Origin of the sequence: Pseudomonas sp. NBRC 111130 (assembly GCF_001320485.1) — a bacterium.
GTDB classification, from domain to species: Bacteria; Pseudomonadota; Gammaproteobacteria; order Pseudomonadales; family Pseudomonadaceae; genus Aquipseudomonas; species Aquipseudomonas vlassakiae.
Genome location: NZ_BCBG01000001.1, coordinates 15,092 through 38,809, shown reverse-complemented (window position 1 = coordinate 38,809; position 23,718 = coordinate 15,092). Strand labels below are relative to the sequence as shown.

The following is a 23,718-nucleotide window of genomic DNA, read 5'->3' as shown; positions in this document are numbered from 1 at the left end:
GGAATGAAAGTTTACAAGGAGGACGGCAGTCTCCTGTTCGACACCGAGAAAATCACATACGGCTTGCTCAAGAGCGGCTATCTGTCATACCAGCTGAACTGGCCAAGGCTTGACTATCGTTCGCTCAACTTGCCCCCGAACGAGGGCAGCAGTTATGCGGAGTCTTCAACATCTGACCCCATTCATGGGTTTAGCGTGGTAGGGGCGGTTGCGCCCATTGTGTTCATTGTTGGTTCTGGAATAAGTTGTGGGTCGTCGAAGTCAGGGGATGTCACTACGTTTTATTACCTTGCGGCTAGCCCTTCAACTAAATTTTACTATTTCGACACAATGAGAGCTGGTGCCAGTGGTGCAGGGCTTAAGTGTTATGATACGTCCGGGAACATCACGTTCAATTCATTGCAGTATCCCTTGAACGTTATCGCATCGATCGCCGCTCCAGCTCCACCACCTCCAATTGTGGTAGGTGGAACAACAACCTATGGCGTCCCATTTGCCGGAGCTGCGAAAAGCGCAGAACGATTTGTGAACAGTGGTCCATATTATTGTGTGGCAAAGGTTTTCATACCGGTCGGCTCAGGTGAACTTGCTGTAAATACAACCTTTTCAAGGTCTATCGGGCAAGGGAAGATGGATTCCATGTCAGCGCCGGGTAATCCGTTTCCCGCTATTGTATATATGCAAGCCCACATGGATGGCGCTTATGGGGCAAATGGCGGAATCTATTTCATGGCATGTGACGCTGCCAGAACAACGATGTACCCCAGCAATACTTCGGCGAATAGATATTTCGATATCCCAACGGATAGATATCCTGAAGCGCTAGTTATTAGTACTGCGACTTTGCCTTTCCCATTCAATTAATAGGTGTGTTTATGCCATGGTACAGATCAGGCACGGTCGCGATCACGGTCGGCCAAACTTCGGTGGTTGGTACGAACACCGACTTCGCCGCGAATGCCAGGGTGGGGGATGCCTTCCAGGGGCCTGATGGTCGCTGGTATGAGGTGGCCAACATCGCGAGCGCAACGGTGCTGAGCATCCTGCCGGCTTACCAAGGGGCTACCGTATCCGCTGGTGGGTATGGCCTCGCTCCGATGCAGGGCTACGTCAAGGACTCGGCCGATGCGTTGCGGGCCCTCGTCAACCAGTATGGCGCCAAGCTGGCCGCGCTGGGCACCACGGGCAACTACGACATCTTGCCAGTGGCGAAGGGAGGGACTGGCGGCGCCACGGCCTCTGATGCAAGGACAAATCTTGGTCTTGGGTCCGTCGCGACAGATTCAGTGGTCCCTGTAGCCAAAGGAGGGACAGGGGGAACAACAGCTGCGGCAGCAAGATCAGGGCTTGAGCTCGGTGATGCATCGACCAAAAACGTTGGCACCTCAGCCGGCCAGGTCATGGGCGTCGGGGCAGGCGGATTACTTGGTACCGCTCCTTCAATCGCGAACCTGCACAACGTACTTAATACCGAGTTCCGCAGTGCGGCCGTTCCGTCGAACCAGCCACCAGGTGGGGATGGCTACTGGAACCTTATGCATATCCGAGCAGGCGTTGACGCTCGGTGGACCACCATCTTTGCTCAAGAAGTGAACGGCTATCGGCTCGCGTTCAAGACCGTGGCTGTCGATCAGTCTGCGGCTACTGGTTGGTCGATGATCTACCACTCCAACAACACCACTCGCGCCGCTGACGGCACTCTGAAGGCGATCTGACCATGGCAAGAGCAGCAATCAACATCAAGGGCGACGGCTCGATCCTCGATATCACATCGCTCGGCAAGTCGGATATCACTGTCGAACATCCCGGCCCCGGCCAGTACCTGGTCGCCGGAACGTTGGGCATGTGCCCGCCGCCGGAAGGCTGGGGGTATGTGATCAACCAGATGGACGCTGGCGCCTCGGTGACCACCACCTTTGCCGACGACGTGCTGCTGGTGAGCGTGGCCAAGGACGGCGAGCCAGCTGACCTGTTGCACAGCATCACCCTGCATGTGTCGGTGGAAGAGGCGCCGGTTCCACTGCCGCCTGAGCCGATACCGGCAGATCCGCTGCAGCAAGCACAGGAGGAAGTCGCCAGGCTGCGGGCGATCGCCGACGCCGCCATTGCGCCGCTGCAAGATGCTGTCGATCTGGAGGAGGCGACCGAGGCAGAGATCGCGCTGCTGAAAGAATGGAAGCGATTCCGCGTGGCGCTGAACCGCCTGCCTGAGCAAGCGGGCTACCCAGCAACCATCGACTGGCCCTCGCCGCCGGTCTGATCCGCACCGAACCCACCGACCGCCGCCTGGCGGTATTTTTTTGCCTGGAGAAAACCCATGACCCAATCCCAGCCCCGGGGCGTGCGCAACCGCAACCCTGGAAACATCGATTTCAACCCGCGCAATGACTGGCAAGGCCAGATCGGCAAAGAGCCCGGTGGCCGCTTCGCCATCTTCGACACGCCAGAGAACGGCATTCGTGCCCTGGGTAAGCTGCTGATCAACTACCGGGGCAAGGACGGCATGCCCGGCGTCGGCGGGAAGGGAATCGACACGGTGCTGGAGACCATCAACCGCTGGGCGCCGAGCAACGAGAACGACACCCAGGCTTATGCCTCGGCCGTGGCCAAGCGCATTGGCGTGAGCACCACTGACCCGATCGACATCCGACACCCGGCCACGCTGAAGGGGATGGTGATCAGCATCATCATCCACGAGAACGGCGGCAACCATTACAGCGACCAGGTGATCGACGAAGGCGTGCGGAGGGCGCTGGCATGAAGTCGTGGGCTATCAGGGTAATCGTGTTGCTGGCGCTGCTGGCTTCGTACTGGGGCGTCTACCAGCACGGACGCTCCGTGGAAAAAGCCGCGGCGGCCGAGGCATCAGCGAAACGAGACAGCGGTGACCGCCTGGCCGAAGTTATCGGCGAGCGGGCGGCTCGCCAGGAAGAACAACGACGCGCCACGGCGCAGGAGGAGGCGAGAGCCCATGCCCAGGAAGAACGAACGATCGCTGATGCTGGCGCTGCTGGCGCCGATGCTGCTGGCCAGCGGCTGCGCGACGAAGCCGGCCAGCTCGCCGCCACCGTCAGTTGCCCCGGCACGGATACCGCCGCTGTCGCCCGAGGCCAGGCAGCCACCCGCGCCGCCATGGTGCTATCCGACTTGCTCGCACGGGCTGATGCTCGAGCGGGAGAGCTGGCGAAAGCTTATGACCAAGCCCGAATAGCGGGCCAGCTGTGCGAGAGGTCCTATAATGCGCTGATCAACTGATCGGAGCGGGTAATGGAGAAGCGCACCTTTATCGGGATGATTGAGGCAGGAGAGCCCCTCTTGAAAGAGGCCCTGGATGCCATGCGTGCTTATCACCAGGCGCAGGATGAAGGGAAGCCCGCTGAGGAAGTCGAGCGGCTGCACCTCCTGGCCGAGTCCCTATTCCAAGTGGTGTGCGATTACCAACTGCGTGTGGTGGCCAAAGCGCGTGGCCAGAAACTCCCGCCTCTCCACTGATGCCGCCGGCCGGTTATTGCCGCCAGCGCGATCTGGGTTATACGATACTGTATCGATATACAGTATTGGTGCCCTATGTACTTCCTTCTCGTCCGACGCCGCGTCAATGGCGTGGCCATCCCCACGAAGCAGCTCGGGAAGATCCAGCCCCTGCGCGCCGACATCCATATTGGTGACCACCACAGCGAGCCGCTGGGCCGGGTATCCACGCAGGCCTGGGTGTTCAACCCGACGCCAGGACCCGACATCATTCCGCGGCTGCACGATGCCAAGGTCAATGGCATGGCCCAGCTCGGGATGAACATCAACGGGATTGAGGACATCGACGGCGTGCTGTACGCGCAGTCCTGGTGGTGCAGGAAGGAATGATGGTCGGGATACCGCAAGCATGGCTGGATGAGCTGAACGACCAATTCGCCCTAGTCACGGACCCCGAGGGGCGTTCCGCCGTTCTTGATGAGATGGCCTATGCCGCTCATCGTCGACGCGAGGTAAACGCCGAAACCCTGGTCGAAATGCTGGAGTTTGCGGAGGCTGCAAGGTATTGGGCGCTGACCGAGCATGAGGAGGCCTGGCACCTTGGCCTGTTTCACTATCATTCAGCGGACGAGTGGGGGAAGGACGACCCAGGACGGATCGTGGTTGGCGGGGCGCCAAGGGAGGGATTCTTGCAGTCTAAAACTAAGCGGGTGAACTCCGGTTTTGCTGGGCTAAACCTGCCCAAAGTCGGCGATGTGTTTTAGACAGGGTCGATGCATAGGCCGCGAACTACGCGACCTGAGCGGTGATTCTCACGCTACTGCTGCATTACTGGAATGTGCTGGATAGACGTACAGCCGGCTCGTACCAATTTTTGTACCAATGGCTGTGTTTTGGAGGGGGATGGAGTGTTGCGGGGAGGGCTGGAAGGCCCGTAAATACGGGCTTTCCTCACTTTCGAAAACTCTTCAAAACGTGAAAATCATCTGTGGAGTATGGCCGAAGTGCTGTCGATTGCTCGTTGAGCCGACCCCACGAAATGAAAAAACCTTCATGCTGTATCGGTTTTCCTGCCGCCATTCGTCGGTTCGCCGGGGCAAAAAAAGACCCGCCAGGTAGCGGGTCGGAAGGGACGTTGGGAGCAACGCGCAACAAAATCCGGTCAAGCGATCAGGCAGTCGGCCTTGAGCTGTTCAGCCAGGGCCAGCGCCGAGGCCCGAGTAGCCAGCGGGCCGCTGACGGCCTCGCCATTGCTTACCAGGTACCAGCAGGCCAGCAGGCCTTGCTCACGCAGTGTGACGGGGACAGCAGTGCCGACGACGGACATGATCTGAATAGTGGCCATGGGGACCTCCTGTGAAACATGTGCCCACCTTACGCAGCCGCCGGCACGGTTTGAAATCAACATGCTCAATAGTGCTCATCAGTTTTATCAACGGTCACCAGCGTGGCGGGCCGTAATACACCGGTGGCGGGCCGTAGTAAGGGCGGTACGCTGGCGGTGGGGGCGCCGGTACGTAGTACGGTTGGTAATACACTGGCTGCGGCGGGGCCTGTACATAGACGGGCGGTGGCCCATAGTAGGCGGGCTGGCGTTCGACATAGACGGTGCGGTCGTGGCCACCGTACACCGTCGCCCCGACCACGGCCCCGACCACGGCAGCGCCGAGCAGTGGGCCTGGGCCATACCAGCCATGGCCGCCGCCGTGGGCAGAGGCTTGCCCGCTGATGGCCAGGGCACCGACCAGCAGGGCGATTCCGGGGAGATGACGGATCATGAGACTTCCTCACAAGGTAACCCCACGCTCGGGGCCCTGATAGTATGAGTCCGGTCTCTGTCAGCCGAGCACAGGGGAACGGTAAAGGTTATGTAAGGGGCGACCAATGGTGGCGTCTGGTACCCTGCGCAAACGTTTCACTCATCAAAAAGGAGCGGGTCATGGCGGCAACTCCCAGCAGAGACACCGTACTGTGCATTTCCCTGGCCGGGCGGCCTGGCACCTTCGGCGTGCGTTTTCATAATCACCTTTACCAACAGCTTGGGCTGGACTTCTACTACAAGGCCATGACTACCGACGACCTGCCGGCAGCCGTCGCCGGCATCCGCGCCCTGGGCATCCGCGGTTGTGGCGTGTCGATGCCGTACAAGGAGGCGTGCATGGCGCTGGTCGATGAAATCGACCCGTCGGCTGCGGCGATCGAGTCGGTCAATACCCTGGTCAACGACGCCGGCCATCTGAAGGCCTATAACACCGATTACCTGGCCGTGCGGCAACTGCTGGCCGAGCATCAGGTCGACCCCGCCACCGCGTTCGCCCTGCGTGGCAGTGGCGGCATGGCCAAGGCCGTGGCCAGTGCCTTGCGCGATGCCGGGTTTCGCGAAGGCCTCATCGTCGCCCGCAACGAGCAGGCCGGTCGGCAGCTGGCGGATGTCTGCGGCTATCGCTGGGTGGCCGAGCTGGGCGACCTGTGCCCGCCGATGCTGGTGAACGTGACGCCGATCGGCATGGCTGGTGGGCCGGAGGCCGATCAGCTGGCGTTCAGCGAGAATGCCATCGCGGCGGCCGAGCGGGTGTTCGACGTGGTGGCGATGCCGGCGCGCACGCCATTGATCCAGCGCGCCGAGGCACTGGGCAAACCGGTGATCACCGGGCTGGAAGTGATCGCGTTGCAGGCGTTGGAGCAATTTGTGCTGTACACCGGGGTGCGACCAACCCGCGAGCAGGTTGACGCAGCGGTAGCCTATGCACGGGATGCCTGATGTCCCCGATCTCCTGTAGGAGCGGCCTCGTGTCGCGAAAGGGCCGCTAAGCGGCCCCTGGGTATCAGCGAAAATGCTGGAATCGCCGGGCCGCTTTGCGGCCCTTTCGCGACACGAGGCCGCTCCTACAAGGACCGCGCAAGTCGTCAGAAGGCTTTGTGGCCTTTATCCAGCTGCTCGTCCACCAGTGCCCGGCCATGGGCCAGCGACACATGCTGCGCATTCTCAAGGTCCGAGAAGAACTTCATGGGCATGGACATGCGCTTGCTGGTATGCCCCTGTGGGTCAGTGATCAGGCAACCGGCGGCATAGGGCAGGGGAGAGTCGGGGTGGGGCATCACGCTGGCGGTGATGGTGTGGTCGCGGTATTCACAGTGAAGAGATTGCATCGTCCTTACCTCGCTGTGGCATGTGAAGCAGTTACCTTCATATACCACAGCAAGGGGCCGGGAGTTCCCGGCCCGACGAGCGCGAGCTGACGGCGATCAGCCCTTCAGTTCGGTCGGCTGGATCACTTCCACCCAGTAACCGTCGGGGTCCTTGACGAAGGCCAGGTGATTCATGCGGCCATCTTGCAGGCGCTTCTGGAAGGGTACGTCGAGGGCTTCGAAACGGGCGCAGGCTTCACGCACGTCCGGCACCGAAATGCAGATGTGGCCAAAGCCGCGCGGGTCGGTGTTGCCGTTGTGGTAGGCGAATTCCGGGTCGTTTTCGGTGCCGTGGTTGTGGGTCAGTTCCAGTACGCCCGGGATAGACTTCATCCACTGGTGGCGCGCGGTGTCGTCGGCAGGGATTTGCGCCGGGTCGACCAGGGCCAGGAAGTACAGGCTGAAGGCCGCTTCAGGGAAGTCACGCTTGTCGACCAGGCGGAAGCCCAGCACGCGGGTGTAGAAGTCGAGCGATTTCTCGATGTCCTTGACCCGCAGCATGGTGTGGTTGAAGACGAACTGGGCGGTGGCGGCGTCTGGCTGCGCGGTGACGCCAGGCAGGGTTTGCAAATCGTGCAGGCTCATGGGGACTCCAGAGACGGGGCTGGCAATCAGGTGCCAGCGAAACAGACAGGAGGCCATGATACGGCAGTGAAGCGTTTGCGCAAATAAAAGCGCCCTGCTCGAGGGGAGCAGGGCGCCGGGATTAGAGGCCCGCATGTGCGGGCGCGTGATGGGGTCGCTAGTCCTTTAGCTGTCTCGATACTGCTGCAGCCGTTGTGAAAAAAGTGTGAAGTGGGTGTTGACGTTTCATCAGCGAACCCAGCTTTCCACGGTAGCGGCCCCATACTGTTCTTTCCACGCCTTGAGGCCGCGGTGGTTGCCACCTTTGGTCTCGATCAGCTCGCCGGTGTGCGGGTTTTCATAGACTTTTACCACGCGCGGGCGGCGCTGCTGTTTCGGTGCGCTGGCCGTGCCACGGGTAACCGCCTTCGGGTCGAGGATGGCGATGATATCGCGCAGACTTTTGTCATAGCTTTTCATCAGGCCGACTAGTTTCTGCTCGAATTCGATTTCGCGTTTGAGGCCGGCATCCTTTTTCAGCGCCTCCAGTTGCGCCATTTGTTCCTGGAGCGCTTTTTCGGCAGCACGAAACTCTGCAAGTCTGGACACTGTAATCACTCCTGTACGTCTTCGTGGCACGGCGTGACGAACATTGACAAGGATTAAACGCCAGCCACGCGGGTGGGTAAAACTGTTCGCTGACATCGAGTGTAGACACTTGCAGGAATCCGGTAAACCGCAAACTTTTTATAAGTAATCGGGAACTTTTGAAGTTTTCCGGGCGGTAATGCAGGCGTTTTTTCGATGACTCTACGTGGGGTTCTAGACCATGGTCCAATACCCCGTTGCAGCGCGTTCGGGCGATGATTTCAGATGATGGCCGACGCATGTTCGGCCGCGACGCATTCGCGTGGCGCAGAGGCGTCACGATTTGTTTTTTTCGCCTTTCTCTGGATGTTCCCTCGCATGTTTTCCCCCCTCCCTCTCGCCCCCGGGCGCCGTGTTGCCGGCGTGTTCCTGTTGTGCACCGGTGTGCATGCCCAGGCCGCCGGTTTTCTTGAAGACGCTAGTGCCAAGGTTGAAGCACGCACGGTCTATTTCAACCGGGATTTTCGTGACGGCCACAGCAGTTCCAGCCAAGGCGCGTCAAAACGCGAAGAGTCGGCGCAAGGCTTCATTCTCAATGTGCAGTCGGGTTATACCCAAGGGCCCGTCGGCTTTGGCGTGGATGCATTGGGCATGTTAGGCATCAAGCTCGATTCCAGCCCGGCCGACAGTAACAGTGGTTTGTTGCCTTCATCCGGCCACGATCCACGGCACTCCGCCGATCAATACGCGAAGATGGGCCTGGCGGCCAAGGTCAAGGTTTCCAGCACGGTGCTGAAGTATGGCTCGATGATGCCGGACGTGCCGTTGTTGAAGTACAACGATGGTCGCCTGCTGCCGACTATGTTCCAGGGTGCGATGCTCACCTCCGAAGAACTGCACGACCTTAAGTTCACCCTGGCCCGCCTGGACAAGTACACGGCGCGTGATTCCACCGATCGCCAGGATATTCGCGTGCATTGCAAGAACAAACGCTATGCCTGCGATATCGAAGCCGACCACTTTGACCTGGCCGGCCTGGACTACCGCTTCAACGACCGGCTCAGTGCCCAGTATCAGGTCGCCAAGCTGGAAAATATCTACCGTCAGCATTTCCTTGGGCTGGTCGCCAATCAGCCGCTCGCGGTCGGCAGCCTGTCGGCGGACCTGCGGCTGATCAAGAGCGATGACATTGGCAATGCCCGCGCTGGCGAGATCGACCACCGCGCCTTCAGCGGCATGCTCGGTTACAGCCTGGGTGGGCACAAGGTCAGCGCCGGCTGGCAGCGCATGTATGGCGAAAGTGCCATGCCGTACCTCGATGGCAGTAACCCGTACCTGGTCAACTACGCCCAGGTCAACGACTTCGCCGCTGCCCAGGAGCGTTCCTGGCAACTGCGTTACGACTATGACTTCAAAGCCCTCGGCATGCCCGGCCTGAGCTTCTTCACCCGCTACATCAATGGCGACCACATCAAGGTCCCGGGCAGCACTGCCGAAGGCAAGGAATGGGAGCGTGACACCGAGCTCAAGTACCAGGTGCAGAGCGGCACCTTCAAGGATGTCAGTGTGCGCCTGCGTAACTCCACGTACCGCAGCAACTACGAGCGGTGGGCGCGGGACATGGACGAGACGCGGGTGATCGTCAGCTATAACTTCTCTATCTTCTGAGTAGACAGGCTGGGCGCGGTCATGAAAGACCTTCTGTTGATCGGCATCGGCCCGGGCGACCCGCGGCAGGTTACCGTCGAGGCGGTCGAGGCACTGCGTCGCGCCAGCGTGTTCTTCGTGCTCGACAAGGGCCCCGGCAAGGGTGAGCTGGTCTGCATGCGCAAGGCGATCCTCGAGCGCTATCGGCCCGAGGGCGGCTACCGCCTGGTGCAGGTGGCGGACCCGCAGCGCGATGCCGAGGCGGACGATTACCCAAGCGCTGTGCATGACTGGCATCGCCAGCGCGCCACGCTGTATGCCCGGTTGATCAGCGAAGAGATGGGCGCCAAGGATATTGGCGCCTTTTTGCTGTGGGGTGAGCCGGGGCTCTACGACAGTACCTTGCGCATGCTTGACCTGGTTCGCCAACGCGGCGTGGCGCTGCGCTTGCAGGTGATTCCGGGGATCAGCAGTGTGCAGGCCCTGGCGGCGCGGCACCAGGTCCCGCTCAACCGCATAGGCGAGCCGCTGACCGTACTGCCAGGGCGACGCCTGGCAGAGCAGGGGCAGGTGGACAATGTGGTGGTGATGCTCGACGGGCAATGTGCATTTGCCGCGCTGGAGGATCCGGCGCTGGTGATCTACTGGGGCGCTTACCTGGGCACTGAGGATGAGGTGCTGATCGCCGGGCCTTTGCTGGCCGTGAAGGCGCGGATACTGGAAACGCGTGAGCGGGAACGGGCGCGCAAGGGGTGGATCATGGATACCTACCTGTTGCGGCGGGAGCTGTGAGGTGGGTTGCTTGTACCGGCCTCTTCGCGGCTAACGCCTCGAGCCTTGCAGCGTACCTGTGTGTGGGCTTGTCCCGCGAAGCAAGCGCCGCCGACATCAAGGCGTACCGAGAATCTGCACCACCTTGTCGCGGAGCTGGTCGATGGTGAACGGCTTGCCGATCATGTGCATGCCCTGCGGCACGTCGAAACTCTCGGCATAGCCACTGGCAAACAGCACCGGCAGCGCCGGCCGCATGGCACGGGCCTCGGCTGCCAATGCTTCACCGCGCATATCCGGCAGGCCGACGTCAGTCACCAGCAGGGCCAGTTGCTGGCTTGCGTCCTCGATCACCTTCAGCGCCGCCGTGGCATTTTCCGCTTCAATGGTGCTGTAGCCTAATTCGTCGAGCACTTCGACCATCAGCATACGTACGATGTCGTCGTCTTCGACTACCAGAAGGTGCATGGTTGGTTTCCTGTTGAAAAAGGCATGTCTCTACTCTGTGCGCCAGGCAGTGACAGAAGTTCCCGAGGATACCGGACTGTTGCATATCGATGGAACGATTCTTACACGCAGCCTTCAAATACTGGCTAAATGCCCTGCCGAGGCGGCCCAAGCGGGTTAGACTCGCTTGTTAACCGGTGAGCGCAGCGGCAGACAACTACAGGCTTGAGCCGCCACACTTTTCCAATGGACTTTTTTCGCGCGGGCGTTATCAGATGATTCAAGCAGCCTCGATGGACCAGCAGAGCTTCCGCAAGCTGTTGAGCCGCAATATCGGCTTGCCCCTGGGGGTGGGTCTGCTCGGCGCCGTGGCCTTTGTCGCGGTGATCAACTACCTGCTTTCGGCCATGCAATGGGTCGAGCACACCGATCGGGTGATTGGCAATGCCAACGAGACGGTCAAGCTGTCGATCGACATGGAAACCGGCATGCGCGGTTTCCTGATCACCGGTGACGAACGCTTCCTCGACCCCTACGAGGTAGCCAAGCCACGCATCCTGGGCAGCCTGCAGAGCCTGCGCGGCATGGTCGAGGACAACCCGCAGCAGGTCGACCGCATCGACCGGTTGATCGCGTTGCAGAACGCCTGGAACGATTTCGGCAGCGAGATGATCAATCAGCGTCGCAATGGTGGTGATTACCGTGAGTCGGTGGCCAATGGCCGCGGCAAGCGCATCACCGACGAAATACGCAATCAGTTCGAGAACCTGATCGACACCGAGCAGCAGTTGCGCACGGCCCGTAACGAGAAGGTCAGCGCGGTCACTGTGACGGCGATTTCCGTCTTCGTGCTGCTCATTGTCGGCCTTAGTGCCTTGCTCGCCTACTTCGGCCGTCGCGATCTGATGGCACTGTCGGACAGCTACAGCGAAAACCTGCAGGCCCAGCAGCGCTTCGCCGAGCGCCTGGAGCACCAGGCCTGGCTGCGCAGTGGCCAGACACAGCTGTCGGAGCAGGTGCTGGGCCAGCTGACCTTGCCGATGCTGGGCGAAAACATCCTGCGTTTCTTCGCCAGCTACCTGGGCAGTGTGGTCGGTGCACTTTACGTGCGTGACGAGCACGGCCGCCTGGTGCGCGTGGCCAGCTACGGCCTGGGGGCCGAGGAGCAGGCCCGCGAGCAGGTGCTGGGTGACCACGACGGCTTGCTGGCGCGAGCCGTGCGCGAAGGGCGGCTGTTGCGCCTGGACAACTTGCCGGAAAATTACTACCACCTCAGCTCCGGCCTTGGCAGTGGTCTGCCGCGCAGCGCGCTGTTGATGCCGGCCACTCACGACGGCCAGATCAACGGCGTGATCGAACTCGGCTTCCTGCGCCCCTTGCAAGAGCGTGACGACGAACTGATGGAGCGCGTGGCTGGCAACCTCGGTATCTCCATCGAAAGCGCTCGCTACCGCCAGCGTCTTCAGGAAGTGCTGGCTGAAACCCAGCAGCTCAACGAGGAACTGCAAGTCCAGCAAGAAGAACTCAAGACCGCCAACGAAGAGCTCGAAGAGCAATCGCGCGTGCTCAAGGAGTCGCAGGCCCATCTGGAAACCCAGCAGGCCGAACTCGAACAGACCAATGAGCAGTTGTCCGACCGCACCCAGGCGCTGGACCGCAAGAACGAGGAACTCAGCCAGGCCCAGGAAGAGCTGAAGGCCCGTGCCGAAGACCTGCAGCGCTCGAGCAAGTACAAGTCCGAATTCCTCGCCAACATGTCCCATGAACTGCGCACGCCGCTGAACAGCTCGCTGATCCTGGCCAAGCTGCTGGCCGAGAACGGCGAGGGCAACCTCAGCGCAGAGCAGGTCAAGTTCGCCGAGTCGATCTATTCGGCAGGCAACGACCTGCTGAACCTGATCAACGACATCCTCGACATCGCCAAGGTCGAGGCCGGCAAGCTCGAAGTGCGCCCGGAAAACACTCAGCTCGAACGCCTGGTCGAAGGCCTGCGCGGGATGTTCCTGCCGCTGGCCGAGCACAAGGGCCTGGGCTTCGAGGTGACGGTCGAAGCGCAGGTGCCGGCCACCTTGTTCACCGACCGCCAGCGCCTGGAGCAGATCCTCAAGAACCTGTTGTCCAACGCCATCAAGTTCACCGAGCGTGGCCAGGTCAGCCTGAACATCGGCTATCAGGCTGGCAGCGGCATCATCTTCTCGGTTCGCGACAGCGGCATTGGCATCGCCGCCGACCAGCAACAAGCGATCTTCGGCGCCTTCCATCAGGTCGACGGCACCAGCAACCGCCGTTATGGTGGCACCGGCCTGGGCCTGTCGATCTCCCGTGACCTGGCGCATCTGCTGGGCGGGCAGATCAGCGTCGACAGCAGCCTGGGCCACGGCAGTGTGTTCAGCCTGATCATGCCGGAACGCTACGAGTCGCAGAGTGAGGAGGTCGAACCGTTGAGCTTGCGCCCGGCCGTCGACAGCCTGCCGCCGGCGCCGCCGGTTGCCGCTCCGGCCCTGGCCAAGCGCCCGGCACCGGCCTTCAGCGATGACCGCGAACGCGCACCGTTCGACAATCGCTGCATCCTGGTGGTCGAGGACGAGCCGAACTTCGCCCGCATTCTCTTCGACCTTGCCCACGAACTGGGTTACAGCTGCCTGGTCGCGCAGTGTGCCGATGAAGGCTTCGAGCTGGCCGAACAGTACATCCCCGACGCGATCCTGCTGGACATGCGCCTGCCTGACCATTCCGGGCTGACAGTGTTGCAGCGCCTCAAGGAACAGGCCACCACGCGGCATATCCCGGTGCACATCATTTCGGTCGAAGACCGGGTCGAGGCGGCCATGCACATGGGCGCGGTGGGCTATGCGGTCAAGCCGACCAGCCGCGAAGAGCTCAAGGAAGTGTTCGCCCGCCTGGAAGCCAAGTTGACTCAGAAGCTCAAGCATATCCTGCTGGTGGAGGACGACGACCTGCAGCGCGAGAGCATTGCCCGCCTGATCGGCGACGAGGACGTCGAAATCACCGCCGTGGCCATGGCCCAGGATGCCCTGGCGCTGCTGCGCGAGAACATCTACGACTGCATGATCATCGACCTCAAGCTGCCCGACATGCTCGGCAACGAGCTGCTCAAGCGCATGACTGCCGAGGACATCCGTTCGTTCCCGCCGGTGATCGTCTACACCGGGCGCAACCTCACCCGCGAAGAAGAATCCGACCTGCTCAAGTATTCGCGCTCGATCATCATCAAGGGTGCGCGCTCGCCGGAGCGCTTGCTCGATGAAGTGACGCTGTTCCTGCACAAGGTCGAATCGCAGCTGTCCCACGAGCGCCAGCGCATGCTCAAGACCGCGCGCAGCCGCGACAAGGTCTTCGAGGGGCGCAAGGTGTTGCTGGTTGACGACGATGTGCGCAACATCTTCGCCCTCACCAGCGCCCTGGAGCACAAGGGCGCCATGGTCGAGATCGGCCGCAACGGGCGTGAAGCCATCGAGCGCCTGGAACAGCACGATGACATCGACCTGGTGCTGATGGACGTGATGATGCCGGAGATGGACGGTTTCGAGGCCACTCGCCTGATCCGTCAGCAGCCGCGCTGGCGCAAGCTGCCGATCATCGCCGTCACCGCCAAGGCGATGAAGGATGACCAGCAGCGTTGCCTGCAGGCTGGCGCCAATGATTATCTGGCCAAACCGATCGACCTGGACCGCCTGTTCTCGTTGATCCGTGTATGGCTGCCGCAACTGGAGCGAATTTGACTAGCGAACGCAACACCGACATCGAGATCCGGCTGCTGATCGAGGCGATCTACCTCAAGTACAGCTACGATTTCCGCAACTACTCCGGCGCTTCGATCAAGCGCCGGATCCTCCATGCCCTGCGCCAGTTCGGCTGCCTCACGGTGTCGGCGCTGCAGGAACGGGTGCTGCACGACCCGGGCATGTTCATGCAGTTGCTGCAGTACCTGACGATCCCGGTCAGCGAGATGTTTCGCGACCCTGGCCACTTCCTGGCCCTGCGCCAGGAGGTGGTGCCGCTGCTGCGCACCTGGCCGTCGATCAAGGTGTGGATCGCAGGCTGCAGCACCGGTGAAGAGGTGTACTCGATGGCCATCCTGCTGCGTGAAGAGGGCCTGCTCGAACGCACCATCATTTACGCTACCGACATCAACCCGCATTCGCTGGACCGCGCCAAGCAAGGCATCTACTCGATGCAGAGCATGCGCGAGTATGAAGAAAACTACCGCCTGGCCGGGGGCCGCCGGGACTTTGCCGAGTACTACACCGCAGCCTACGGCAACGCGATCATGGATAGCAGCCTGCGTGACAACGTGACCTTCGCCGACCACAGTCTGGCCACCGACAGCGTGTTTTCCGAGACCCAGCTGGTGTCATGCCGCAACGTGCTGATCTACTTCAACAAGGAACTGCAGGACCGCGCCCTCGGGTTGTTCCACGAGTCCTTGTGCCACCGTGGTTTCCTGGTGCTCGGCAGCAAGGAGTCAGTGGATTTTTCGGCCTACAGCGAGCGCTTCGAGCCACTGGTCAAGCCCGAACGGATCTACCGTAAATCATGAACGGCGTGCGCGCGGTGGTCATAGGCGCCTCGGCGGGCGGCGTCACGGCACTGTTCACGGTGCTCGGTGCGTTGCCGGCCGGTTTTGCCATTCCGGTGCTGTGCGTGCTGCACCTGCCAGACGACCGGCACAGCCAGTTGGCCGAGGTGTTGCAGCGGCGCTTGCAGCGGCCGGTACGCGAGGCTTGCGACAAGGAAGTCATTGCCCCGGGGCAGATCTACGTGGCCGGGCCGAGTTATCACCTGTCGGTGGAAGCTGACTTCAGCCTGTCGCTGAGCCAGGAGGACCCGGTGCATTTTTCGCGCCCGGCCATCGACTTCCTGTTCACCTCGGCGGCCGATGCCTACGGCCCTGGATTACTCGGCGTGCTGCTGACCGGGGCCAACGAAGATGGCGCCGAAGGGCTTGCCTACATCAAGAACAGCGGCGGCCGGACCGTGGTCCAGGATCCCCGCGATGCACAGGTGGCGCTGATGCCGGAGGCCGCACTGGCCCGGCATACGCCCGACCTTATCCTTTCTCTGAGCGGTATCGGGCAGTTGCTCGCTACCCTGGAACCCAGCGCATGCTAAGCCACACCATTGCCAAACTGCTGATCGTCGATGACCTGCCGGAAAACCTGCTGGCGCTCGCCGCCCTGATCCAGGGCGAAGACCGCGAGGTGTACCAGGCACAGTCGGCGGAAGCGGCCTTGTCGCTGATGCTCGAACACGAGTTCGCCCTGGCCATTCTCGACGTGCAGATGCCCGGCATGAATGGCTTCGAGCTGGCCGAGCTGATGCGCGGCACGGAAAAGACCCGCAACATCCCGATCGTCTTCGTCTCGGCTGCCGCGCGTGAAATGAATTATGCCTTCAAAGGCTACGAGAGCGGTGCAGTGGACTTCCTGCACAAGCCACTCGATACCCTGGCGGTGAAGAGCAAGGTGTCGGTATTCGTCGACCTGTACCGCCAGCGCAAGGTGCTCGACCGGCAGCTGCAGGCGCTCGAGCGCAGCCGCCAGGAGCAGGAACTGCTGCTGGGCCAGTTGCAGGTGGCGCGAGGCGAGCTGGAGCATGCGGTACGTATGCGCGACGACTTCATGTCGATCGTTGCCCACGAGGTGCGCACGCCGCTCAACGGCCTGATCCTGGAAACCCAGCTGCGCAGGATGCACCTGGCCCGTGGCAATCTCGAGGCATTCAGCGCCGACAAACTGCAGGCCATGGTCGAGCGTGACGAGCGCCAGATCAACAGCCTGATCCGCCTGATCGAAGACATGCTCGACGTATCGCGCATTCGCACCGGCAAGCTGTCGCTGCGGCCCAGGGCGTTCGACCTGAGCCAGTTGGTACGCGGCCTGGTAGAAAACTTCTCGGCCCAGGCCACGGCACTGGAGACCACCATCGAGCTACTGCAGTGTGAACCCTTGACGGGAGAGTGGGACGAATTCCGGATTGAGCAAGTAGTGGCCAACCTGTTGTCGAATGCTTTGCGTTACGGCGAGCGACGACCCATCCACGTGCAGGTGTTCGAGTGCGATGGCATGGCGGCGGTGCAGGTTCGCGATCACGGCATCGGCATCAGCGCCAGCAACCAGCAACGGATCTTTCAGCAGTTCGAGCGTGTGGCAACCCAGCAAGCCAGCAATGGATTGGGGCTGGGCCTGTATATCTCGGAGCAGATTGTCCAGGCCCATGGCGGGCAGATCAAGGTACAAAGCGATGTCGGCAAAGGCTCCACGTTCACCCTGCTGTTGCCGCTGGCAGGGGTGAAAGAACAAATCGACCAGGTGCGGGCAACCTCCGCGTAAGCCTGAGGTCACATTGGCCAACGGCAAGCATTCAAGGCGTTAACATGAGTGAAGATGCACAAGATGTAGTGTTGGTGGTCGAGGATGAACCGGCAATTCGGATGATCCTGCACGACTACCTGGCGGGTGAGGGCTACCACGTGCTGGTGGCCGAGGACGGTGAACAGGCGTTCGCCATTCTGGCGAGCAAGCCGCACCTGGACCTGATGGTGACCGACTTCCGCTTGCCGGGTGGCATTTCCGGGGTGGACATCGCCGAACCTGCGGTGAAGCTGCGGCCAGACCTGAAGGTGATCTTCATCAGTGGCTACCCGGCCGAGATCCTCGAATCCGGCAGCCCGATCGCGCGCAAGGCGCCGATCCTGGCCAAGCCATTCGACCTCGATACCCTGCACGAGCAGATCCAGGCCCTGTTGCGTTAGCCTGCTCCCGCCTCTTCGCGGAACAGGCCCGCTCCTACACCGATTTCAAAGGTGGTGCAGTACCTGTGGGAGCGGGTTTACCCGCGAACAAGCCGGTACAGGTTCAACGCAGGGTCCGCTCGATCCCGCCAACCAGCAGGCTCTCCATCAAACCCAGCCCCTGTTCCTCTGGCAAGCCCTTGAGCATCCCCGGCAACTGGTTCAGCAGTGTCGCCACGACATGCGCGGTTGCCACCAATACCTCGCCCTGCAACGTCGCCCGCGGTGCGATCAGGCGCAGCAACCCCGCCTCATAGCGCTTGCGCAGCAACCCCAGGCGCGCCTGCTGTGCTTCGCTCAGGCAGCACAGGTCCCGCTCCGCCAGGCGAAATTGCATCGGCCGTTCGGCGTGCAGCTGCCAGTGCGCGGCAATCAGGCAGGCCATGGCCGAGCCGCCTCGGGCCATGGCCCGGCGACCCTGCTCCAGGGTCGCCTGCAGCTCCTCGTACAGCTCCTCGATCAGGTCGAACAGCAGGTCCTGTTTGCTGGGGAAATGGTGATACAGCGAGCCGGCAGTCAGGCCGACATGCGCCGCCAGTTCGCGCATGCTGACCTGGCCAAAGCCCTTTTCGGCGAACAGCGCCATGGCCCGGTCGCGTCGCTCTTCGAAGTTGGCACAGCGCATGGCGGCATTGAGCGGGGGCATGGCGTGCGCTCCTCAGTAGGTAAAGAAGCCGCGGCCGCTCTTGCGCCCCAGCCAGCCGGCCGCGACCATTTCCTTGAGCAGCGGGGCAGGGCGGTATTTGCTGTCGTTGAAGCCTTCATGGAAGGCCTCCATGATCGCCAGCAGGGTATCCAGGCCGATCAGGTCGGCCAGGGCCAGCGGGCCGATCGGCTGGTTGCAGCCCAGGCGCATGCCGGTGTCGATGTCCGCGGCACTGGCCAGGCCTTCCTGGCGCACGAAGATCGCTTCGTTGATCATCGGTACCAGGATGCGGTTGACCACGAACCCCGGGCGATTGCCGGCGGTGATCGGTGTCTTGCCGAGCTTCTCGGTGACCACCAGCGCCTGGGCGTAGGTGTTGTCGCTGGTCTGCAGGCCGCGGATGATCTCGACCAGGGCCATCATCGGCACCGGGTTGAAGAAGTGCACGCCGATGAAGCGCTCAGGGTGGTCGATGCTGGCCGCCAGTTGAGTCACCGATAGCGACGAGGTGTTGGTAGCGATCAGGCAGTCGGCGGCCACGTTGGACGCTACCTGCTGCAGGATGCGTTGCTTGAGCTGCAGGTTCTCGGTGGCAGCCTCGATCACCAGCTGTGCGCGGCTCAACTGGGCGTAGTCGGTGCTGGTGCGGATACGTGTTTTCGCGGCCTCGGCGCGCTCGGCCTCGAGCGTGCCCTTGCTGACCTGGCGCTCCAGGTTCTTGCTCAGGGTGGCCACGCCACGCTCCAGCGCGGCGTCGGAAACGTCCACCAGCAGGACCTGGTAGCCGGCCACCGCGCACACCTGGGCAATACCATTGCCCATGGTGCCGGCGCCGATTACGGCAATCTGTTCAATCGTCATGGTTCAGCCCCTCAGACGCGCTCGAAGACCACGGCGATGCCCTGGCCGCCGCCGATGCACATGGTGGCCAGGGCGTAGCGGCCCTGGATGCGCTGCAGTTCATGGATGGCCTTGGTGGCGATGATCGCGCCGGTGGCACCGACCGGGTGGCCGAGCGAGATGCCCGAGCCGTTCGGGTTGACCTTCTCCGGGTCGAAACCGAGCTCGCGGGCCACGGCGCAGGCCTGGGCAGCGAAGGCTTCGTTGGACTCGATCACATCCAGGTCGGCAACGTTCAGGCCGGCCTTTTCCAGCACCTTGTGGGTCGCCGGGATCGGGCCAAGGCCCATCAGCTCCGGCTCGACGCCGGCGTGGGCATAGGCCACCAGGCGCGCCAGGGGCTTCAGGCCCAGGCGGCGCACAGCGTCACCGGTGGCCAGCACCAGGCCGGCGGCGCCATCGTTGATGCCGCTGGCGTTGCCGGCGGTGACGGTACCGTCCTTCTTGAACACGGTCTTCATGCCGGCCAGTTGTTCAGCGGTGACATCGGCGCGGACATGCTCGTCGACGGCGAACTGCACGGTGCCTTTACGGGTTTTCAGCTCCAGCGGCACGATCTGGCTGTCGAAGCGGCCTTCGGCCTGTGCGCGGGCGGCGCGGCGCTGGCTGGTCAGGGCCAGTTCGTCCTGCATTTCGCGGCTGATGCCCTGCTGGGCGGCGACGTTTTCTGCGGTGATGCCCATGTGGAAGTGTTCGAACGGGTCCTGCAGCACGCCGACGGTATAGTCGATGCCTTGCAGGTCACCCATGCGCGCGCCCCAGCGCGCCTGGGGCAGCAGGTACGGGCCGCGGCTCATGGACTCGGCGCCGGCGGCCAGGGCCACGTCGGCATCGCCGAGCAGCAGGCACTGGGCGGCCGAGACAATGGCCTGCAGGCCCGAACCGCACAGGCGGTTGACGTTGAAGGCCGGGGTTTCCTTGGGGATGCCAGCGTTCATCGCTGCGACCCGCGACAGGTAGGCATCGCGTGGTTCGGTGGGGATCACGTTGGCCATCACCACGTGGCCGATCTGGTCGGCGGCCACCCCCGCACGCTCGATGGCGGCGCGGGTCACGGCGGTGGCCAGGTCGGCCAGTGGCAGGTCCTTGAGGGAACCACCGAAACCACCAATGGCGGTACGGACGGCACTGACGACGTAGATTTCTGCGCTGCTCATAGAGGCTCCGATTGCGAAGGCATGGCGGGAGCGGGCCAGGCTCTGCGAGAATGGCCGGCGATCCCGAGGTGGGTTCGAGTCTAGGCAAAGGCTCTGTTGCAGCCTATGCCGGATCTGTTCAGTCAACCTGGCATTTTTTGCCACTCAGCATAGACAGCGAATTCCGCCATGCGCGATAGCGATTCGGTCGCGGTGTACTTTCTCAATGCCATGTTGCATGCCCTGCGCGGCCAGCCCGACGTGCTGGAGGCGCGGCTGCGCGGCGTGGGCATCGACCCGGCCGTACTCAGCCAGCCACAGGCGAGGGTGCCGGCCAAGGCTTTCGCCGGTTTGTGGCTGGAATTGATCGAGCTGCTGGAAGACGAGTTCTTCCGCCTCGACAGCCACGGCATGCCGTTGGGCAGTTTTGCCCTGATCTGCCGTGGCTTGATCCAGGAACCCAACCTGGAGAAGGCGCTGCGCCAGTGCATGAGCAGTTTCGCCCTGTTCCTGCGTGACCTGCGCGGCAATCTCACGCTGCGCGGTGGGCGTGCGGTCATCAGCGTACAGTCGACCATTGCCGACCCGCTGACCCAGGTGTATGCCGAGGAAACTTACCTGGTGCTGGTGATCGGCCTGCTATGCTGGCTGGCCGGGCGGCGCATCGCCATCGACCGCACGGAGCTGGCGGTGGCGCGCCCGGCCCAGGACGACGACCCGCTGCTGTGGGGGCCGGACTTGCGTCTGGGCAGCGGGCGTACCGAAGTCGAGTTCGACACCGCCTGGTTGCGCTTGCCGGTGGTGCAGGACCTGGCAGGCCTGAAGACTTTCCTGCGCAGCGCGCCCCAGGGCCTGGTCATCCGTTTTCGCAATCAGAACGGGCTGGTGGCCGAGGTCTATCGCCATTTGCGCGCACGCCGCTATGGGCAATGGCCGACGCTTGCAGCCATGGCCGAGCAGCAGGGGATCAGTGCCAGCACCTTCCGCCGCCAACTGGAGCGTGAAGGGCATTCGTACCAGCAGATCAAGGATGAAGTGCGCCGGGCGATGGCCTTCGAGCGCTTGCGCGAAGGCACCTTGAGCATCGCCGAGATTGCCGAGCAGGCGGGCTTCCAGGAGCCCAGTGCATTTCACCGGGCGTTCAAGAAGTGGACGGGGCAGAGCCCGGGCAGCTATCGGGCGAGGCTGGCCGGGCTTGCAAACTTCAATCCTGCAGTTCGGCAGCCAGAGCCTTGACCCGCTTCAGGTCACCTCCCGCAATTCTTGTAACCCTGCTCCCGTAATCGGCATCGGCTTTGTACAGGAATGACAGGATGATGTGCTTGCTCTGCTCATCGGCGACAGCCAGCGACTGACCGAAGCTGTTGACCAGGTCGCGCTGCTCGCTTTTCGAATAGGCGCGGTAAAGGTCACCGGCCTGCTTGAAGTTCTGCTCCCGGGTGATGCCCCGTTGCTGGGTGGGGCCGCTCAAGGCCAGCTCACTGTAGCGTGCCGAGTCGGTGGTGCTGCGAGGCTGCAGGCGGCTGGGCTGGTAGTTGACCATGTCACGGGTGCGGTTGGGGTTGAGTGCGCCATCCTGGTTGCCATTGTTGACCGCCGCCCGCGGCTGGTTGATCGGCAGGCTGCTGGCGTTGGCGCCGACTCGGTACATCTGGGTGTCGGCGTAGGAGAACAGTCGGCCCTGCAGCAAGCGGTCTTCGGAGGGCTCTATACCCTGGATCAGGTTGGACGGTGCCAGGGCGACCTGTTCGGTTTCCTGGAAGAAGTTGTCGACATTGCGCTTGAGCACCATCTGCCCGACCCGGCGCTCGGGCACATCCGGCCAGACCTTGGTGGCGTCCAGCGGGTCGAAGTCGAAGGCTGCCAGCTGCTCAGGACGTAGTGTCTGGATATAGAGGTCCCATTTGGGATAGTCGCCACGGGCGATGGCACCTACCAGGTCCTCGGTCATGTGACTGAAGCTTTTGCCCTGGATCTGCTCGACAGCCTTGGGGTCGAGGTTTTCCTGCCCTTGCAGGCTTTTCCAGCGGAACTTCACGTAGGTGGGTTCACCGTTGGCGTTGACGAACTTGTAGGCGTGCACGCTGTTTCCATCCATGTGCCGATAGCTTTTTGGCGTGCCTTCGTTGGAGTACAGCAGGGTCAGGGTGCGGGTAGCCTCCGGCATGTGCGAGAGCAGGTCGAAACGCCGGGCGTCGTTGCCCAGGTTGTTGCGCGGGTCGGGCTTGAAGGCGTGGACCATGTCCGGGAACTTGATGGCGTCGCGGATGAAGAACGTTGGGAAGTTGTTGCCGACCAGGTCCCAATTGCCCGTCGTGGTGTAGAACCGGGTGGCAAAGCCTCGCGGGTCGCGCAGGGTTTCCGGCGAGTGCAGGCCATGCACAACCGACGAGAAACGCACGAATACCGGGGTTTTTTCGCCCGGCCTGAACAGCGGCGCCGAAGTCAGCGCGGACAGGTCTTCGGACGCGGTGAATTCACCATGGGCGCCGGTGCCGCGGGCGTGCACCACGCGTTCGGGGATGCGTTCGCGGTCGAAGCGTTGCAGCTTCTGGATCAGCTGCACATCCTGCAGCAAGGTCGGTCCAGCGTTGCCAGCAGTCTGGGAGTGCTGGTTGTCGCCGACCGCTGCGCCGTTGTCGCGGGTCAGGGGCATGGCGAACAGCACGGGGCTGGCAAGAAAGGTTGCACACAGCAGCGTCAACGCAGGGCGATGGGGACGGGTCGAAAGCACGGTCGTGGCACTCGCTTGATCAAGGGAGTGCCGATGCTAGTAATACTGCAGGAGCCTCACAGTAAGGTGGCTCACCTCATGTTGTAGGAGATGTCGAGTAGAGAGCCGCTGGACCGATGTGCGGCAGCGTCAATAGCCATCGTCGTTCAACGCCAGGCTCTGGCGCAGCTGTTCGACCATCGACACGCGCAATGTTTCCGGTGCCTTGACCCGGATCGAGCCGGCCTGGGACAGCAGCCAGCCCATCAGCGCACGGCTGTCTTCGACTGTGGCCGCGAGCATCGCACCGCCTTTGTCATGCGGGGCCAGGCGCATGTCCTCGGACAGCGGCTGGTCTTCCAGGCGACGGGCGAGGCCATCGTCGACCCAGGCCTGCAGCTCGATCTGCTGTGAGGGGGTGAGTTGATCAGGTTGCAGTTGCTCGGCCTCATCCAGGCTCAGGCCTGGCTGCCAGTACCAGCCATAGGGCATGCCCTTGCTGTTGCAGTGCAGCGGGAACAGCGTTGCCAGCTCGTTGAGGTCGCGCTCGACCGTGCGTTTGCTGGTCTTGTGGCCGACCCTGGCCAGTGCGGCCTGCAATTGCGTGGAACTCATCCCGGGGTGGCGGTCGGGCAGCAGTTTCAGTAACTGCCATTGTCGGGCGATGGTGTGGCGGGTCGGGTGGCTGGGCACGGGAGTTTCGTCCTTGAAGACCAAGTATGACGGCCTGGGTGGTGGCACATGGCTATCTCAGGAGCATACTCTGTCAGTGGATGGGATCCAAGTTTAGTGTGTTTTTCAAAGGCTGTAGGAACGCATATCAAGCCCGCCG

27 protein-coding genes and 1 pseudogene are annotated in these 23,718 nt (G+C 62.2%); 17 read left to right on the top strand and 11 right to left on the bottom strand.

Annotation, left to right across the window (positions count from 1 at the left end; translation table 11 throughout):
• Nucleotides 1–3 precede the first annotated feature (3 nt).
• From APH33_RS27075 to APH33_RS00180, 8 genes and pseudogenes are all read left to right on the top strand, one after another.
• On the top strand, nt 4–864 hold the full coding sequence (locus APH33_RS27075) for a hypothetical protein (protein WP_156351838.1): 861 nt from the start codon (nt 4–6) through the stop codon (nt 862–864).
• 11 nt (nt 865–875) lie between these two features.
• Nucleotides 876–1,715, top strand: coding sequence for a hypothetical protein (locus APH33_RS27845; protein WP_054883239.1), 840 nt, complete (start codon nt 876–878; stop codon nt 1,713–1,715).
• A gap of 2 nt (nt 1,716–1,717) precedes the next feature.
• Nucleotides 1,718–2,260, top strand: a complete 543-nt coding sequence (locus APH33_RS00205; protein WP_054883238.1) for a tail fiber assembly protein — start codon at nt 1,718–1,720, stop codon at nt 2,258–2,260.
• 57 nt (nt 2,261–2,317) lie between these two features.
• Nucleotides 2,318–2,761, top strand: a complete 444-nt coding sequence (locus APH33_RS00200; RefSeq protein WP_054883237.1) for a structural protein P5 — start codon at nt 2,318–2,320, stop codon at nt 2,759–2,761.
• Nucleotides 2,758–3,255: a DUF2514 domain-containing protein gene (locus APH33_RS00195; protein ID WP_054883236.1), complete on the top strand. Its 498-nt coding sequence runs from the start codon at nt 2,758–2,760 to the stop codon at nt 3,253–3,255. Before APH33_RS00200 ends, APH33_RS00195 begins: the two co-directional genes overlap by 4 nt.
• Nucleotides 3,256–3,267: 12 nt before the next feature.
• The gene (locus tag APH33_RS00190; RefSeq protein WP_054883235.1) at nt 3,268–3,492 is read left to right on the top strand and encodes a hypothetical protein; all 225 of its coding nucleotides are present in this window, start codon (nt 3,268–3,270) and stop codon (nt 3,490–3,492) included.
• A gap of 75 nt (nt 3,493–3,567) precedes the next feature.
• Complete coding sequence (locus APH33_RS00185; RefSeq protein ID WP_054883234.1) at nt 3,568–3,861, top strand: hypothetical protein; 294 nt, start codon at nt 3,568–3,570, stop codon at nt 3,859–3,861.
• Nucleotides 3,858–4,157, top strand: a pseudogene (locus APH33_RS00180) (hypothetical protein); the annotation flags it as partial. The gene APH33_RS00185 and the pseudogene APH33_RS00180, both read left to right, overlap by 4 nt.
• Nucleotides 4,158–4,633: 476 nt before the next feature.
• On the opposite strand, the gene APH33_RS00175 reads toward APH33_RS00180, so the two are convergent.
• Together APH33_RS00175 and APH33_RS00170 are read right to left on the bottom strand one after the other, a co-directional pair.
• The gene (locus tag APH33_RS00175) at nt 4,634–4,816 is read right to left on the bottom strand and encodes a hypothetical protein (RefSeq protein WP_054883232.1); all 183 of its coding nucleotides are present in this window, start codon (nt 4,814–4,816) and stop codon (nt 4,634–4,636) included.
• Between the two features lie 94 nt (nt 4,817–4,910).
• Nucleotides 4,911–5,249 (bottom strand): hypothetical protein, encoded by a 339-nt coding sequence (locus APH33_RS00170; RefSeq protein WP_054883231.1) that lies wholly within the window; start codon nt 5,247–5,249, stop codon nt 4,911–4,913.
• A gap of 161 nt (nt 5,250–5,410) precedes the next feature.
• Between APH33_RS00170 and APH33_RS00165 the strand changes: the two genes are divergently transcribed.
• Nucleotides 5,411–6,232 carry a shikimate 5-dehydrogenase gene (locus APH33_RS00165; protein WP_054883230.1) on the top strand — a complete coding sequence of 274 codons (822 nt, stop codon included), beginning with the start codon at nt 5,411–5,413 and terminating at the stop codon, nt 6,230–6,232.
• Nucleotides 6,233–6,378: 146 nt separating this feature from the next.
• Here the strand turns inward: APH33_RS00165 and APH33_RS00160 are convergent, their stop codons facing one another.
• The 3 genes from APH33_RS00160 to APH33_RS00150 all read right to left on the bottom strand — a co-directional run bounded on the left by APH33_RS00160 (nt 6,379) and on the right by APH33_RS00150 (nt 7,833).
• Nucleotides 6,379–6,621: a hypothetical protein gene (locus tag APH33_RS00160; protein WP_054883229.1), complete on the bottom strand. Its 243-nt coding sequence runs from the start codon at nt 6,619–6,621 to the stop codon at nt 6,379–6,381.
• A gap of 96 nt (nt 6,622–6,717) precedes the next feature.
• Nucleotides 6,718–7,245 (bottom strand): lactoylglutathione lyase, encoded by a 528-nt coding sequence (gene gloA / locus APH33_RS00155; protein ID WP_054883228.1) that lies wholly within the window; start codon nt 7,243–7,245, stop codon nt 6,718–6,720.
• 228 nt (nt 7,246–7,473) lie between these two features.
• Nucleotides 7,474–7,833, bottom strand: a complete 360-nt coding sequence (locus tag APH33_RS00150; protein WP_054883227.1) for a histone-like nucleoid-structuring protein, MvaT/MvaU family — start codon at nt 7,831–7,833, stop codon at nt 7,474–7,476.
• A gap of 357 nt (nt 7,834–8,190) precedes the next feature.
• On the opposite strand from APH33_RS00150, the gene APH33_RS00145 reads away from it, so the two are divergent.
• Together APH33_RS00145 and cobF are read left to right on the top strand one after the other, a co-directional pair.
• The gene (locus APH33_RS00145) at nt 8,191–9,480 is read left to right on the top strand and encodes an OprD family porin (RefSeq protein ID WP_054883226.1); all 1,290 of its coding nucleotides are present in this window, start codon (nt 8,191–8,193) and stop codon (nt 9,478–9,480) included.
• Between the two features lie 21 nt (nt 9,481–9,501).
• Nucleotides 9,502–10,251, top strand: coding sequence for a precorrin-6A synthase (deacetylating) (cobF, locus tag APH33_RS00140; RefSeq protein ID WP_054883225.1), 750 nt, complete (start codon nt 9,502–9,504; stop codon nt 10,249–10,251).
• 96 nt (nt 10,252–10,347) lie between these two features.
• On the opposite strand, the gene APH33_RS00135 is transcribed toward cobF, so the two are convergent.
• On the bottom strand, nt 10,348–10,698 hold the full coding sequence (locus APH33_RS00135; RefSeq protein WP_054883224.1) for a response regulator: 351 nt from the start codon (nt 10,696–10,698) through the stop codon (nt 10,348–10,350).
• 254 nt (nt 10,699–10,952) lie between these two features.
• Here APH33_RS00135 and APH33_RS00130 point away from each other — a divergent pair, with 254 nt between their 5' ends.
• Genes APH33_RS00130 through APH33_RS00110 form a run of 5 tightly spaced genes read left to right on the top strand, consistent with a single transcriptional unit; the run spans nt 10,953 to nt 17,452 of the window.
• Complete coding sequence (locus APH33_RS00130; protein WP_054883223.1) at nt 10,953–14,420, top strand: response regulator; 3,468 nt, start codon at nt 10,953–10,955, stop codon at nt 14,418–14,420.
• On the top strand, nt 14,417–15,238 hold the full coding sequence (locus tag APH33_RS00125; RefSeq protein WP_082433368.1) for a protein-glutamate O-methyltransferase CheR: 822 nt from the start codon (nt 14,417–14,419) through the stop codon (nt 15,236–15,238). Before APH33_RS00130 ends, APH33_RS00125 begins: the two co-directional genes overlap by 4 nt.
• Nucleotides 15,235–15,810, top strand: a complete 576-nt coding sequence (locus APH33_RS00120) for a chemotaxis protein CheB (protein WP_054883221.1) — start codon at nt 15,235–15,237, stop codon at nt 15,808–15,810. The genes APH33_RS00125 and APH33_RS00120 overlap by 4 nt, the downstream gene beginning before the upstream one ends.
• The gene (locus tag APH33_RS00115; protein ID WP_054883220.1) at nt 15,804–17,030 is read left to right on the top strand and encodes a hybrid sensor histidine kinase/response regulator; all 1,227 of its coding nucleotides are present in this window, start codon (nt 15,804–15,806) and stop codon (nt 17,028–17,030) included. The genes APH33_RS00120 and APH33_RS00115 overlap by 7 nt, the downstream gene beginning before the upstream one ends.
• 44 nt (nt 17,031–17,074) lie before the next feature.
• Nucleotides 17,075–17,452: a response regulator gene (locus APH33_RS00110; protein ID WP_054883219.1), complete on the top strand. Its 378-nt coding sequence runs from the start codon at nt 17,075–17,077 to the stop codon at nt 17,450–17,452.
• 103 nt (nt 17,453–17,555) lie between these two features.
• On the opposite strand, the gene APH33_RS00105 is transcribed toward APH33_RS00110, so the two are convergent.
• From APH33_RS00105 to APH33_RS00095, 3 genes are read right to left on the bottom strand one after another with little or no spacing between them, the layout of a single operon-like run.
• Complete coding sequence (locus APH33_RS00105; RefSeq protein WP_054883218.1) at nt 17,556–18,137, bottom strand: TetR/AcrR family transcriptional regulator; 582 nt, start codon at nt 18,135–18,137, stop codon at nt 17,556–17,558.
• Nucleotides 18,138–18,149: 12 nt separating this feature from the next.
• Nucleotides 18,150–18,998 (bottom strand): 3-hydroxybutyryl-CoA dehydrogenase, encoded by an 849-nt coding sequence (locus APH33_RS00100; RefSeq protein WP_054883217.1) that lies wholly within the window; start codon nt 18,996–18,998, stop codon nt 18,150–18,152.
• Between the two features lie 11 nt (nt 18,999–19,009).
• A complete protein-coding gene (locus APH33_RS00095) occupies nt 19,010–20,194 on the bottom strand; it encodes an acetyl-CoA C-acyltransferase family protein (protein ID WP_054883216.1) in 1,185 nt (394 codons plus the stop codon).
• 168 nt (nt 20,195–20,362) lie between these two features.
• Here APH33_RS00095 and APH33_RS00090 point away from each other — a divergent pair, with 168 nt between their 5' ends.
• On the top strand, nt 20,363–21,409 hold the full coding sequence (locus APH33_RS00090; RefSeq protein WP_054883215.1) for an AraC family transcriptional regulator: 1,047 nt from the start codon (nt 20,363–20,365) through the stop codon (nt 21,407–21,409).
• Here the strand turns inward: APH33_RS00090 and APH33_RS00085 are convergent.
• Entirely contained in the window at nt 21,378–22,829 is a 1,452-nt protein-coding gene (locus APH33_RS00085) for a catalase (protein ID WP_082433371.1), read from the bottom strand. The two genes, APH33_RS00090 and APH33_RS00085, sit on opposite strands and share 32 nt — an antisense overlap.
• A gap of 207 nt (nt 22,830–23,036) precedes the next feature.
• Nucleotides 23,037–23,579, bottom strand: coding sequence for a WYL domain-containing protein (locus APH33_RS00080; RefSeq protein ID WP_054883213.1), 543 nt, complete (start codon nt 23,577–23,579; stop codon nt 23,037–23,039).
• Between the last annotated feature and the right edge of the window lie 139 nt (nt 23,580–23,718).

Bases quoted from the DNA above. Each gene is read 5' to 3' on its own strand.
- APH33_RS00200 (WP_054883237.1), top strand. From the start codon at position 2,318: ATGACCCAATCCCAGCCCCGGGGCGTGCGCAACCGCAACCCTGGAAAC.
- APH33_RS00115 (WP_054883220.1), top strand. From the start codon at position 15,804: ATGCTAAGCCACACCATTGCCAAACTGCTGATCGTCGATGACCTGCCG.
- APH33_RS00085 (WP_082433371.1), bottom strand. From the start codon at position 22,829: ATGCCCCTGACCCGCGACAACGGCGCAGCGGTCGGCGACAACCAGCAC.
- APH33_RS00195 (WP_054883236.1), top strand. From the start codon at position 2,758: ATGAAGTCGTGGGCTATCAGGGTAATCGTGTTGCTGGCGCTGCTGGCT.
- APH33_RS27845 (WP_054883239.1), top strand. From the start codon at position 876: ATGCCATGGTACAGATCAGGCACGGTCGCGATCACGGTCGGCCAAACT.
- APH33_RS00105 (WP_054883218.1), bottom strand. From the start codon at position 18,137: ATGCCCCCGCTCAATGCCGCCATGCGCTGTGCCAACTTCGAAGAGCGA.
- APH33_RS00160 (WP_054883229.1), bottom strand. From the start codon at position 6,621: ATGCAATCTCTTCACTGTGAATACCGCGACCACACCATCACCGCCAGC.
- APH33_RS00120 (WP_054883221.1), top strand. From the start codon at position 15,235: ATGAACGGCGTGCGCGCGGTGGTCATAGGCGCCTCGGCGGGCGGCGTC.
- gloA (WP_054883228.1), bottom strand. From the start codon at position 7,245: ATGAGCCTGCACGATTTGCAAACCCTGCCTGGCGTCACCGCGCAGCCA.
- cobF (WP_054883225.1), top strand. From the start codon at position 9,502: ATGAAAGACCTTCTGTTGATCGGCATCGGCCCGGGCGACCCGCGGCAG.
- APH33_RS00135 (WP_054883224.1), bottom strand. From the start codon at position 10,698: ATGCACCTTCTGGTAGTCGAAGACGACGACATCGTACGTATGCTGATG.
- APH33_RS00170 (WP_054883231.1), bottom strand. From the start codon at position 5,249: ATGATCCGTCATCTCCCCGGAATCGCCCTGCTGGTCGGTGCCCTGGCC.
- APH33_RS00095 (WP_054883216.1), bottom strand. From the start codon at position 20,194: ATGAGCAGCGCAGAAATCTACGTCGTCAGTGCCGTCCGTACCGCCATT.
- APH33_RS00190 (WP_054883235.1), top strand. From the start codon at position 3,268: ATGGAGAAGCGCACCTTTATCGGGATGATTGAGGCAGGAGAGCCCCTC.
- APH33_RS00110 (WP_054883219.1), top strand. From the start codon at position 17,075: ATGAGTGAAGATGCACAAGATGTAGTGTTGGTGGTCGAGGATGAACCG.
- APH33_RS00205 (WP_054883238.1), top strand. From the start codon at position 1,718: ATGGCAAGAGCAGCAATCAACATCAAGGGCGACGGCTCGATCCTCGAT.
- APH33_RS27075 (WP_156351838.1), top strand. From the start codon at position 4: ATGAAAGTTTACAAGGAGGACGGCAGTCTCCTGTTCGACACCGAGAAA.
- APH33_RS00090 (WP_054883215.1), top strand. From the start codon at position 20,363: ATGCGCGATAGCGATTCGGTCGCGGTGTACTTTCTCAATGCCATGTTG.
- APH33_RS00130 (WP_054883223.1), top strand. From the start codon at position 10,953: ATGATTCAAGCAGCCTCGATGGACCAGCAGAGCTTCCGCAAGCTGTTG.
- APH33_RS00100 (WP_054883217.1), bottom strand. From the start codon at position 18,998: ATGACGATTGAACAGATTGCCGTAATCGGCGCCGGCACCATGGGCAAT.
- APH33_RS00175 (WP_054883232.1), bottom strand. From the start codon at position 4,816: ATGGCCACTATTCAGATCATGTCCGTCGTCGGCACTGCTGTCCCCGTC.
- APH33_RS00145 (WP_054883226.1), top strand. From the start codon at position 8,191: ATGTTTTCCCCCCTCCCTCTCGCCCCCGGGCGCCGTGTTGCCGGCGTG.
- APH33_RS00165 (WP_054883230.1), top strand. From the start codon at position 5,411: ATGGCGGCAACTCCCAGCAGAGACACCGTACTGTGCATTTCCCTGGCC.
- APH33_RS00185 (WP_054883234.1), top strand. From the start codon at position 3,568: ATGTACTTCCTTCTCGTCCGACGCCGCGTCAATGGCGTGGCCATCCCC.